Source organism: Paenibacillus sp. FSL R7-0026, from assembly GCF_038004485.1.
Taxonomy (GTDB): Bacteria; Bacillota; Bacilli; order Paenibacillales; family Paenibacillaceae; genus Paenibacillus; species Paenibacillus xylanexedens_A.
Window position 1 is genome coordinate 1,175,500 of sequence record NZ_JBBORG010000001.1, and the last position, 11,937, is coordinate 1,187,436.

Genomic DNA, 11,937 nt, shown 5'->3' on the forward strand with positions numbered 1-11,937 from the left:
TAACTATATTTATACCATTTCAGCTATAATCTATGAAAATGATGTAAATTTATAGATTAATAACCTGGTTATTCCGCATTATGACAAGTGAGTTTGGATGTGACAAGTATCAGCACTGTGCATTCGCCCGTACGACTTTCTGTGCATCTGCATAGGATGATGTAAGAGCCTACGGGCGAATCTTACAGGTACTCGAAAGGCGGATGGAAATGGCTCTACCTGTCTACCATATCAGCTTGTCTCCAACCGAATATCAACAGTTAACGTCCAATATATGGTCAGAGACGTTTGTGAATAGCACGATGCAGATGGACGGCAAGCCGTTTCCGATCCGGCTTCGATACCGTGGAGGACATACACGCGGTTATCCCAAAAAATCATTTGAGATTCGTACATCCAGCCGGACGTATCATTTTAATGCGGAGTATGATGATCCTTCGTTGTTGCGTAATGCACTTTCTTTTCGTTTTTTTGAGTCGATTCGTGTACCCGCACCGTCTACACAACACTGTGTACTCTATCTGAACGGGCAGCTTCTGGGTGTATACCTGAGGATCGAAGGAGTGAAATCCTTCTTTTTTCGCCAAAGGAAAATCCCTGTGCGCAGTATCTTCTATGCGGTGAATGATCATGCTGGTTTTACGATGAATTCGGATTCCTCTTCAACAAGTACCGATCTATTGTCAGGGTACAGCTTAATTCGTGGCAAAGATGTGGATCGCACAAGGCTACGTAACTTTATTCAGCAGTTGAACACAAAGTCCAGGCTGGAATTGTTTCGTTTTTTACAGTCGAGGGTGGATACAGACAATTATTTACGCTGGTTAAGTGGAGCTGTGCTTACAGGGAACTTCGACGGATTTCATCAGAATTACACATGGTATGAGAAAATCAAAAGCGGAAAATACGGCATCCTGCCTTGGGATTATGAGGGTACTTGGGGGAGGAACTGTTATGGAACACGAGTTGACCCCAATCTTGTTCGTATTCAGGGGTATAACAGACTTACCGGACGATTGCTGGCATTTCGCAGTTTCCGTCAACAATATAAGAAGCTGATGCGTCAGCATCTGATGAATGCTTTTACAGAGAAGCGAATTATGCCATTGGTGAATCGGTTACACAATGAGATTCGTGAAGATGTCAACAAAGATCCTTACATGAAATGGCCCATGGATGTATTTGCAGGTGAACCGGAAAGAATTCGCGAATATGTGGTGAAACGTCGGGAGCATCTAAGTGAAAAACTACGTCAGCTATAAGCACTTAACTAGCGTGGGGAAGGGAGACCTTCCTTTTTTTACTGCCAAAATGAAGAGAAGTTTATTGTATTGGGAAAAGTAGGGTAATAAGAATAGAAGCGGCATTGTAAAATACGCTATAATAACCATATGTGTACATAGAAATGATTACATATTGGACGCTGTGGAGAAAACAACATGTCTAATGGAGGCTCTGAGCTGGAACGTGTTATCGGTTTAGGGTGCTCCGAGCCGGAGGAATGCTTATGATCAAGCTGTTGTACTACTTGAAGAAGTACCGAGTTGCCGCGATTGCAGCCCTAGTCATGATGTTAATTGAGCTTGCGGTGGAGCTGGCTCAGCCTTATCTGATCTCCAAGATCATTGATAACGGGATTCAGCAGGGAGACCTTTCTGTCGTCTGGTTGTGGGGCGGTGTGCTGGTTGGCAGTGCTGTTGTGGCTTTTGCTGCCGGAATTGCGAGTTCGTTCTTTGCATCCCATGCAAGTCTGGGGTTCGGATACGATCTGCGGGAGAAGTTGTATGAGAAAGTGCAAACGTTCTCTTATGCTGTCTTTAACCGGTTCGCAACGTCGTCCCTGATTACCCGATTAACGGGGGACGTGACCCAGGTTCAGGACACCGTCTTCATGAGTCTGCGCTTCATGACACGTGTGCCCCTGGTGGTGATTGGTAGCATGATTATGGCAGTGATCGTGAACCCGAGGTTGGGTCTGCTGCTGGTTGTCATGGTGCCTGTACTGCTCATTGTTGTAGTGTGGATGATCAAAAAGGCAGCGCTGCTGTTCCGCAATGTGCAGCGCAGACTGGATGCCGTCAATGGAGTCATCCAGGAGAATCTGACAGGCATTCGGCTGATCCGTGTTTTCGTACGGATGGGCCATGAGATCGAACGCTTTGCCGGATTCAGCGGCAAGCTGATGAAAGGCACAATCTCCGCGCTGCGCCTGACGGAGACCACGATGCCATTCATGCTACTGATGATGAACGTTTGTATCATCGCCGTATTATGGTTTGGACGAGTAGATATTGCCTCCGGTAATGCAACCGTGGGTGAAGTGGTCGCCGTCATTAACTACCTGCTTCGCACAATTGGTGCCATGTCTGCGTTGTCATGGATTCTGGTAACCTTCTCCAGAGCAAGCGCTTCGGCGCAACGACTGAATGAAGTGTTTAATACGGAGGACACGTCGGAGACTGAACAGACGAAGTCGTTATCAACGTCTGCACCATCTGCTGGATCTATGAAATCTTCGCATTTTCCGCAATCTGTATACCCGGCGAAGAAACAGCGTGCTGTGCAGGGAGCGGTCGAATTCAGCAGTGTAGGCTTCAGTTATCCCAATAGTGAAATTACAGTACTGGATAACATCACATTCACGGCACAAGCGGGGGAGCGTATTGCCATTATGGGAGCAACTGGATCAGGCAAATCCTCGCTGGTACAGCTCATTCCGCGGTTATACACAGAAGATCAAGGAAAGGTACGGATTGATGGTGCCGATGCATCAGAGCTGGATCTGTCCATGCTGCGTGGTGCGATTGGTTATGTGCCTCAGGAGGTTGTCCTGTTTACCGGTTCCATTCGGGAGAATATTGCCTGGGGCCAGGAAGATGCTACCTTGGAGGAGATCGTGGAAGCCGCAAAGCGCGCGCAGATCCATGAAACGATTGAGAATTTACCAAACGGTTATGATACATTGCTGGGTCAACGGGGAGTGAATCTCTCCGGTGGACAGAAGCAGCGACTTTCCATTGCACGAGCGCTTGTACGAAGACCGAGAATTCTGATTCTGGACGATAGCACAAGTGCGCTGGATGTGGCTACAGAAGGCAGACTGCTCGATGCGTTGGAGGAATTATCGTGTACCACGTTTATCATCACCCAGAAGATCAGTTCAACTACTTCGGCGGACCTGATTCTGCTGCTTGATGATGGACAACTCATTGGGCAAGGAAAACATGAAGACCTGATGGAGTCGTCAGAGCTGTATCGCCGAATCCATGAATCACAATACGGGGAGGGTGCACAGCATGTTCAAAGCATTCATTGAGCCTTTCCGTCAGCCGCCACCGCCGATTGATCCGGAGACGTTACGATCAGGTGGTGGTCGCAAACCCAAGGCACGGGCGAAGAACTGGTCAGGTACGCTAGGTCGTATCTGGACCTATCTGGCACGTCGCAAGGTTAAGCTGTCCATGGTACTGTTGATGGTGTTTGCCAGTTCCGCACTCGCTTTGCTTGGCCCATACATGGTGGGGGTGGCCGTAGATGATTTCATCGCGGGTGAAGCCGGCTCAAGCTGGACTCGGTTTCTGATTGGATTAACCGCAGTGTATGTCTTGTTCTCTCTTACATCCTGGTTACAAAATATATGGATGATCGAAATTGCACAGGAAACCGTGTTCCGCATGCGGTATGATCTGTTCTCCCATCTGCACAAATTACCGATTCCATTCTTCGGTAAACGCCAGCAGGGGGAGATTATGAGCCGGGTAACCAATGATATCGAGAATGTCAGCGGTACGTTGAACAGCTCGGCCATCCAGATTTTTTCAAGTGTATTAACACTGCTCGGAACGTTTGGGGTTATGCTCTGGCTCAGTCCGCTACTGACCCTGCTTACCTTTATCGTTGTGCCTCTGATGGCCATCGGCATGCGTTGGATAACGCGCAGAACGGGACCACTCTTCAAGGAGCGGCAGCGTAATCTCGGTGAACTTAACGGTTACATCGAAGAGACGTTATCCGGACAGCGGATCATTAAGGCTTTCTCGCAAGAGGAGCGGGTGATTCGCGGTTTTGAGGAACGAAATACCCGCATCCGGATTTCCGGTTTCTGGGCACAGACGATCTCTGGTTTTATCCCGAAACTGATGAATGGATTGAACAACCTGAGCTTTGCGATTGTTGCGGGCATCGGTGGTATTCTGGCGATTCAGGGTTCGGTTACAGTCGGGGTGATTATAATCTTTGTGGAATATGCTCGCCAATTCACTCGTCCGCTCAATGATCTGGCAAACCAGTGGAATACGTTATTGTCCGCAATTGCGGGGGCTGAGCGCGTATTCGAGGTGCTGGACGAAGATGAGGAAGCGAAGGATGAAGGGGCAGCGGTATCTCTGGACAAGGTAGAGGGAGCCGTTCGTTTCGACAAAGTATCCTTTGGATACGATGAAGGACGTAACATTTTGCATGATATCAGCTTTGAAGCCAAACCGGGGGAGATGATTGCCCTTGTGGGTCCGACCGGAGCGGGGAAAACAACATTGATTCAGCTGTTATCCCGTTTCTATGATCCGACAGGTGGCACATTAACGGTAGATGGACGCGATATGACCACCATTCGGCGTGAAAATCTGCGGTCACATATGGCATTTGTACTACAAGATTCATTCCTGTTTCAGGGTACGATCCGGGAAAATATAAGATTTGGCCGTCTGGACGCAACGGATGAAGAGGTGGAAGCAGCCTCCCGGCTGGCGAATGCCCATTCCTTCATTGTGCGAATGAAGGACGGGTACGACAAAGTGCTCCAGGCCGACGGGAGCGGCATTAGTCAGGGGCAGAAGCAATTGCTCGCCATTGCCCGGGCAATCTTGGCAGATCCATCAATACTCGTACTGGACGAAGCGACGAGCAGTATTGATACCGTCACGGAGATTAAAATCCAGGAAGGGTTACAACGCCTGATGCAAGGCCGTACCAGCTTTGTCATTGCCCACAGGCTGAACACGATCCGTCAGGCAGACCGGATTCTGGTGCTGAAGGATGGGCATCTGTTGGAGCAAGGCTCGCATGATGCCCTGCTGGAACAAGGCGGTTTCTACAGCGAGCTGTATTACAGTCAGCTGCGTAAAAAGGCGCAATAGTCATTTTGGATAATATGGGACATGTATTAGAGAACTTGTAGGTATGTAAAAAGAGCAGGGATGAGGGCACGATGCTCCTCAATTCTGCTCTTTTTGCATATTCCCTTGAAGGAAAATGGAAAACGGAACTGTGATTGTATGTTAAAATAAGGATATATTGGAATAGGTCCGTTTTTGGACGGTTGCCAGCGGTTTTGAAGCATGAGAATGAATTTTTACACGTATGCCTGAATTCAGTCATGTGATGCATTAAAAGAGAGGAGGGCAATGCGGAATGGAATTCAAATTTGGGAATGCTGCTATTCTTCTACCCCCTGTTCACATTATTATTATCGCAATCACTATTATTTTCATTCTAGTAAGGTGGAGCAAGCAGTTAGAAACAAGACGTTTTACGGTTTTCTTTTACTTTCTGATTAGTACGTTCATTACGCCAATTTATTCTCAAAGTACAACAAATGGTGTCTTTGAACTATGGATCCCCGCAGGGTTTATTTTGGTTTTCTTTTATTTGATTCGTAGCGAAAGAAATCATCCATCTAAAATGAAAGCGAGTATCTTAGGATTTTCAATAGCATTATATCAGTTAATCCTTCAATATGTGGGATGAAGGGACAGGACAGGATAATTCAACAAGAACAAGTAAGCAATAGGTTGAAAACAAAAGAGCAGATCCTGATCACAGGACCTGCTCTTTCTCATTTAACTTCCAATAACTTTCCAGTTATTAGCCTGTTCAACCGTTAACGGTTGATGTCTACGGATGTAATCTTCCACCAGTGCGGCCATGTCCGTGGCACCTTCGTGCAGTACCTTTTTGCCCGGATACATTGCATAATCTCCACCGCCAGCAGCGCGGTAGCTGTTCATCACCACAGAGTACATGCCATTCATGTCCATTGGCTTGCCTTCATGTTCCAACTTCACAACTCGACTGCCTACAGGTTGGGAGATATCCAGCTCGTATTCCATGCCAGCCCACATATCGTAATTATAATGTTGGGGTTTGGGCTCCATATAAGCCGGATTGACTGCCACCTCGCCAGAAGCATTCACTTCAAAGTAACGTGCCGTTTGTTCCAGTGCCTCCCGGATATCCTGACCACTCAGCTCCAGTACCGTCAGAGTATTAGGATAGATGAAGTTGGATAACACGTCCCGAACGGTGATGTGACTCCCGAAACCGCGAGCTTCTTCACTCAGCATGGCGGTATTGGAGAGCTGCGCTCCAGTCGCTTCCATCTGCACTTGATGTACAAAAGCAATGAATGGATGTGCCTTGAGTCGCAGAGCCGTAGCATTGGTGATGGATAAATCCCCAGCCACCTCGCCAATGGGTTGATCAAGCCATGCTTGTGCCTCAGTTTCCAGCTCTTCCGTCAGTTTCATGACGCTTGCATCAGGTTCAACCTCATGATGTTCATCCAGAAGTAACAACTGAGCCTTCTTATCTGTAATCTGCCATTTACCGCCCGATGATTGTTCCAACTGAACGGTTACATGCCCCGCACCATTTCCACTGAAGCCCGGCTGAATGACGGTTACACCATGAATATTAGCGGTAAGCTGACGATGCTGATGTCCGGTAAGCAACACATCGATGCCTTCGATGTCCCGGCAGATGGCATAGCCTTGATTTTCCCCAGTTAACCGTTCGGTGGGCTCCCCTGTCTCCAGATCACTCTCAAATCCGCCGTGATAACTGACAACCATTACATCTGGTTGTTCATGCTCATGGATATAGCTAACCCATGCACGAATAGTTTCCAAGGCATCAAGGAACCGTAACCCCTCAATATTTTTCGGGTGCTCCCAGTTCGGTATGTAGTGCGTAGTTGCGCCCAAGAGGGCTACTTTGACACCCGTAGACAATGTTTTGATTAGATACGGAGGACCGAAGGCAGGCACGTCTGGTTGCTCATCTTTTACAATATTGGCAGACAGCCAAGGGAAATTGGAAGCTTCAACTGCTCGGCCCAACAGATTCTGACCATAGTTAAACTCGTGATTTCCCATCACCGCAGCATCATAACCGAGTTCATTCAGTACTGTTATGAATGGATGTACTTCGTTTTTGGAAACCTGTGAAGCTGCATAAGAGGCCAAGGGTGATCCTTGCAGCAGGTCCCCGTTATCCACCAGCATCAATTCAGGTGAACGTTCACGTTCCTTACGAATCAGGGAAGCCAGCAGGGCAAGTCCGGCTGGGCGGTATGCATTGGTATTGTAATGAATGGGACGGATGGCCCCGTGCAGATCACTGGTGAACAGAATGTCGAAGCTTGCCGTATGGTTTGTGGATGTCATTTTACAATCTCCTCTAATATATAAGTTCAGATATATGGAATTACCATAAAACGGAGAAGACAGAATAGGCTGAAGAACCGAAGTATATGCCGTTATCTCCGATGTTCTTCCTATATCTTCAACCATAATGAGCCTATTCTAACAGATACAAGTCCCGCTGACAGCCTGACAGGAAACTTTACAAAACTCCAAATTCCGTTTCACATCGCGCTAATATTTGGCAACTATAGTAGATAAGTACTGAAAAATAGAAACTCTTTGGAGGGTGTTCGTTTGAAGAAGTCTGCTTTATTTTTACCATTGTTGATTTTGGTTCTGTTTCTGAGTGCTTGTGGGTCTAGTAGTAGTACAACAGGTTCGGCTAACGGGGATAATGCGAGTCCGAATGCATCCGGTACGTCTACGGCAGAGACAGAGAAAGCTGTCGAAGGTTATGTGCCAACTGAATTGACGGTTCAATTTGTTCCTTCCCAGAATGCAGATACGCTTGAAGCTAAAGCGAAACCACTGGAGAAGTTGCTTGGTGACAAACTGGGCATTCCGGTAAAAGTCAGCGTATCCACGGATTACAACACTATTATTGAAGCAATGGCTTCCAACAAAGTAGACGTAGGTTTCTTGCCTCCGACAGCTTATGTACTGGCTAAAGAAAAAGGCGCTGCGCAGGTTATTTTGCAAGCACAACGTTTTGGTGTAAATGATGAGACAGGTGCTCCAACCGAAGAGTTGGCGGATTCCTATAAATCCATGTTCATTGTAAAAAAAGATTCTCCGATTCAATCCATCGAGGACCTTAAAGGTAAAAAAGTCGCTTACCAAAACGTAACGTCTTCCGCAGGTTATGTATGGCCAGCAGGTCTGTTGCTGGACAGAGGGATTGATCCATTAAAAGATGTAACACCTGTAACGTTGAAAGGTCATGACCAAGGTGTTATCGCTGTATTGAACGGTGACGTTGATGCAGCAGCTATTTTCCAAGATGCCCGCAACACGGTAGCTAAAGACTATCCGACTGTATTTGAAGATACACGCGTACTGGCGTTCACTGAGCCTATTCCTAACGATACCATTGCCGTTCGTACAGACATGAATGCAGATTGGACTGCGAAGATCAAACAAGCCTTCATCGATATCGGTAAAGATACTGAAGGTCACCAGATCATCAAAGAAATCTATACGCATGAAGGTTATGTAGAGTCCGATGATAGCAAGTTTGAGATCGTTCGCCAGTATGGCGAAAAAGTGAAAGGTGAATAATTCTGATCCAAAAGTAGTTCGGGATCTGTTCACTTTGTAGTAGCTTTCTTGGATGGGAACAGCTTAATCGTAGCAATGGACAGGCCAGTTCAGCGTGATCTACGCTGCGCTGGCTTGTGCCATTATAGCAAGGACTCATGTATGGTTGATCATTAAGAATGAAAGAAGGATATTGTCATGATTGAGCTTCATAACGTTACCAAAACTTACGCTAACGGCACCAAGGGCCTGGATAATATTAATCTGAAATTTGAGCAGGGTGAATTCATTGCTGTAGTGGGTCTGTCCGGTGCAGGTAAATCAACGCTCTTACGCTCCATTAACCGACTGCACGACATTAGTGAGGGCGAGATTCTGATTAATGGAAGTTCCATTACGAAGGCACAAGGCAAACGACTACGCATGATCAGACGTGACATCGGCATGATCTTCCAGAGTTTCAATCTGGTGAAACGGTCCAGTGTACTACGTAACGTACTCGCTGGACGCGTTGGATACCATTCCACCATGCGTACCATTATGGGTCGTTTTCCAAAAGAGGATATTGAACTGGCATTCACTGCGCTGGATCGCGTGAATATTTCGGAGAAAGCTTATTCCCGTGCAGATCAGTTGTCTGGTGGACAACAACAGCGTGTGGCTATTGCCCGTGTACTGGCACAGGAAGCAAAAATCATTCTGGCCGACGAACCAGTTGCTTCACTTGACCCGCTTACAACAAAGCAGGTCATGGATGACCTGAAACGCATCAATCAAGACCTTGGGATTACGACCATCGTCAACCTTCACTTTATTGATCTGGCGAGAGAGTATGCGACCCGTATTGTCGGATTGAGAGCAGGCGAGGTCGTATTCGATGGTCCGGTGGAAGAGGCAACGGATGAGCGCTTTGCAGAAATATACGGCAGACCAATTCTAGCTGACGAATTGTTGGACAAGCAGGCTGTGCATGAGCAGGGAGAAGTTGTGGTATGAAGGGGCAGTCCAACGTTCCACTTCAGAATTCAGGCGGAGTGGGGAAGGAACCTGGTTCCAGCCCGGCTCAGGTTGTGAATCGCCCAAAACCACCTGGGCGTACGAAACATTTGCTCACTTTAGTGATCATTCTGCTCCTTCTATGGGCCAGTGCCAAACAGACGGATGCCAGCTTTACGGAGTTGTTTGAAGGTTTTCCCAACATGTTGGATCTGCTAAAGGAAATGTTCCCACCCCGTTGGAGTTACTTTGATAATATCGTGCAAGGCATGCTGGAAACGATCCGAATGGCCCTGATTGGGACAACCATTGGTGCGATTATTGCGATTCCGGTCTCGATTATCTGTGCCGGTAATCTGATGCCAAGTCGCTGGATCTACTATCCGGCGCGCTTTCTGCTGAACCTGATTCGGACCGTGCCAGATCTGTTGCTTGCTGCTTTGTTCGTTGCTGTGTTTGGTTTGGGGCCAATCCCCGGAATCTTGGCACTGGCTGTGTTCTCGATAGGTCTGATCGCGAAGCTGACGTATGAGACGCTGGAAACCATTGATCAGGGGCCGCTGGAAGCGATGACGGCTGTTGGTATGAACCGGATTCAGCTCATTGTATATGGCGTGGTGCCGCAACTGGCTGCCCAGTTCACATCCTATGTGCTGTATGCCTTCGAAATTAATATACGTGCCGCTGCCATTCTGGGACTGGTGGGAGCCGGAGGAATCGGGCTCTATTACGAGGCCACACTTGGATTCCTGGAGTATGACAAGACCAGCGTAATCATTCTGTTTACCCTTGTCATTGTTCTGGTCATTGATTATGTAAGTACTAAGCTGCGGGAGAAATTGCTATGATGAAAAATGAAACAAGCCGCATCCGGCCTAAACCACGGAAGAACCCGCTACGCTGGGTCATTGTGTTACTGTTAATCCTTATGTATGCCTGGGCGCTTGCCGGTGTACCGTTTACCGGTTTCAAGGAAACTGCCGCTCAGATTATGAAAGCCATTGTAGCCGGAATTTTCTCACCGGATTGGGATTTTGTATATTTGCCTGAAGGAGAAGACTTGCTGCGAGGATTGTTGGATACACTGGCGATTTCCGTGCTGGGTACCGTGATCTCGGCTGTGCTCTGTATTCCATTTGCCTTCTGGTCTGCCCGTAATATGAGTGGCCATCGTTCCATCTCGGGTGCAGGCAAAATGGTACTCAGCTTCATCCGCACGTTCCCTGAGATTATCATGGCCTTGTTGTTCATTAAGGCAGTAGGTCCCGGATCGTTTGCAGGGGTTCTCGCCCTTGGGTTACACTCCATCGGTATGTTAGGAAAATTGTACGCGGATGAAGTTGAAAATATCGACTATGGCCCATCTGAGGCGCTGCTTGCCTCTGGAGCCAATCGCATGCAGCAGTTGTGGTTTGCCATCCTGCCGCAGGTTATGCCTGGATTCCTGAACTATACGTTGTATCGTTTCGAGATTAATGTACGTTCTGCGACCATACTGGGTGTAATCGGGGCAGGGGGGATCGGTACCCCGCTGATCTTTGCACTTAGCACACGGAACTGGCCGCGAGTAGGTATAATTCTGCTGGGTATTATCGTGATGATCACGATTATCGACTTGATCTCGGGGTATATTCGTAAGAAGCTGGTGTAGAGTTAATGTGGCGCTACGAATATATTAGATGATAAATTAAGATAAGTTGATAGCGTAAGAAGAGAGGGCTATTCGGTGCCAGAATATTGGCAGGGGATAGTCTTTTTTTGTGTCTGCAAATAAACAACGGTGCGTTCTTGTTGCTCAGCTAACCGTTGAGGAATAAGAGGATTCCAAGAATATGTATTAAGATGATTGAATTATTTTCCAGATACATGTAAGATTAATAGGTTTCTATATAAAGGGAATTAAGGATATTAATCAATACTCCTCTTAGATATCCATATTAAGAAGTGAGTTTTCAAAAGGAAGGTGACCTATGGAATTATTTCAATATATATGGATTGTATTTATGGTATTGATATTGCTGTACAGAATGATCTTTCAGAAGTTTAAAAAACATAACAGAGAAAATATTGGACTCAGTGCAATCCTGATTATTTTCACGGGAAGCGGTTATACGTTTGCGCACATGAACTTAATTTTTGTTATTAGTGTCATCGCCGTGGCCGTTTATTGTGCTGTATGGAACAGCATTCTATTTGTTAGAAATGGCTATGAGCCAGAACGTTTGAAATGAACCCGTTCTGCATCGGCGATAAAGAATTTAAA

10 protein-coding genes are annotated in these 11,937 nt (G+C 46.9%); 9 read left to right on the forward strand and 1 reads right to left on the reverse strand.

What is annotated here, in order from left to right; all coding sequences use genetic code 11:
- Positions 1 to 209 precede the first annotated feature (209 nt).
- The 4 genes from MKY44_RS05220 to MKY44_RS05235 all read left to right on the forward strand — a co-directional run bounded on the left by MKY44_RS05220 (position 210) and on the right by MKY44_RS05235 (position 5,745).
- Positions 210 to 1,262: a CotH kinase family protein gene (locus MKY44_RS05220; RefSeq protein ID WP_341006300.1), complete on the forward strand. Its 1,053-nt coding sequence runs from the start codon at positions 210 to 212 to the stop codon at positions 1,260 to 1,262.
- 245 nt (positions 1,263 to 1,507) lie between these two features.
- Entirely contained in the window at positions 1,508 to 3,316 is a 1,809-nt protein-coding gene (locus MKY44_RS05225) for an ABC transporter ATP-binding protein (RefSeq protein WP_341006301.1), read from the forward strand.
- A complete protein-coding gene (locus tag MKY44_RS05230; protein ID WP_133386576.1) occupies positions 3,297 to 5,135 on the forward strand; it encodes an ABC transporter ATP-binding protein in 1,839 nt (612 codons plus the stop codon). Before MKY44_RS05225 ends, MKY44_RS05230 begins: the two co-directional genes overlap by 20 nt.
- Before the next feature lie 274 nt (positions 5,136 to 5,409).
- The gene (locus MKY44_RS05235) at positions 5,410 to 5,745 is read left to right on the forward strand and encodes a hypothetical protein (RefSeq protein ID WP_341006302.1); all 336 of its coding nucleotides are present in this window, start codon (positions 5,410 to 5,412) and stop codon (positions 5,743 to 5,745) included.
- 92 nt (positions 5,746 to 5,837) lie between these two features.
- Here the strand turns inward: MKY44_RS05235 and MKY44_RS05240 are convergent, their stop codons facing one another.
- On the reverse strand, positions 5,838 to 7,442 hold the full coding sequence (locus tag MKY44_RS05240) for a bifunctional metallophosphatase/5'-nucleotidase (RefSeq protein ID WP_341006303.1): 1,605 nt from the start codon (positions 7,440 to 7,442) through the stop codon (positions 5,838 to 5,840).
- 258 nt (positions 7,443 to 7,700) lie between these two features.
- Between MKY44_RS05240 and MKY44_RS05245 the strand changes: the two genes are divergently transcribed.
- The 5 genes from MKY44_RS05245 to MKY44_RS05265 all read left to right on the forward strand — a co-directional run bounded on the left by MKY44_RS05245 (position 7,701) and on the right by MKY44_RS05265 (position 11,905).
- Entirely contained in the window at positions 7,701 to 8,699 is a 999-nt protein-coding gene (locus tag MKY44_RS05245) for a phosphate/phosphite/phosphonate ABC transporter substrate-binding protein (protein WP_445670636.1), read from the forward strand.
- 177 nt (positions 8,700 to 8,876) lie between these two features.
- Complete coding sequence (phnC, locus tag MKY44_RS05250; protein ID WP_036606306.1) at positions 8,877 to 9,674, forward strand: phosphonate ABC transporter ATP-binding protein; 798 nt, start codon at positions 8,877 to 8,879, stop codon at positions 9,672 to 9,674.
- A complete protein-coding gene (gene phnE, locus MKY44_RS05255) occupies positions 9,671 to 10,522 on the forward strand; it encodes a phosphonate ABC transporter, permease protein PhnE (protein WP_036672541.1) in 852 nt (283 codons plus the stop codon). The genes phnC and phnE (MKY44_RS05255) overlap by 4 nt, the downstream gene beginning before the upstream one ends.
- Positions 10,519 to 11,325, forward strand: coding sequence for a phosphonate ABC transporter, permease protein PhnE (gene phnE, locus MKY44_RS05260; RefSeq protein ID WP_341006305.1), 807 nt, complete (start codon positions 10,519 to 10,521; stop codon positions 11,323 to 11,325). Before phnE (MKY44_RS05255) ends, phnE (MKY44_RS05260) begins: the two co-directional genes overlap by 4 nt.
- 319 nt (positions 11,326 to 11,644) lie before the next feature.
- Entirely contained in the window at positions 11,645 to 11,905 is a 261-nt protein-coding gene (locus MKY44_RS05265; RefSeq protein ID WP_341006306.1) for a hypothetical protein, read from the forward strand.
- Positions 11,906 to 11,937: the final 32 nt, after the last annotated feature.

Coding starts and splice junctions, on each gene's coding strand:
- MKY44_RS05235 (WP_341006302.1), top strand. CDS start 5,410: ATGGAATTCAAATTTGGGAATGCTGCTATTCTTCTACCCCCTGTTCAC.
- MKY44_RS05265 (WP_341006306.1), top strand. CDS start 11,645: ATGGAATTATTTCAATATATATGGATTGTATTTATGGTATTGATATTG.
- phnE (WP_341006305.1), top strand. CDS start 10,519: ATGATGAAAAATGAAACAAGCCGCATCCGGCCTAAACCACGGAAGAAC.
- MKY44_RS05240 (WP_341006303.1), bottom strand. CDS start 7,442: ATGACATCCACAAACCATACGGCAAGCTTCGACATTCTGTTCACCAGT.
- MKY44_RS05230 (WP_133386576.1), top strand. CDS start 3,297: ATGTTCAAAGCATTCATTGAGCCTTTCCGTCAGCCGCCACCGCCGATT.
- phnE (WP_036672541.1), top strand. CDS start 9,671: ATGAAGGGGCAGTCCAACGTTCCACTTCAGAATTCAGGCGGAGTGGGG.
- phnC (WP_036606306.1), top strand. CDS start 8,877: ATGATTGAGCTTCATAACGTTACCAAAACTTACGCTAACGGCACCAAG.
- MKY44_RS05225 (WP_341006301.1), top strand. CDS start 1,508: ATGATCAAGCTGTTGTACTACTTGAAGAAGTACCGAGTTGCCGCGATT.
- MKY44_RS05220 (WP_341006300.1), top strand. CDS start 210: ATGGCTCTACCTGTCTACCATATCAGCTTGTCTCCAACCGAATATCAA.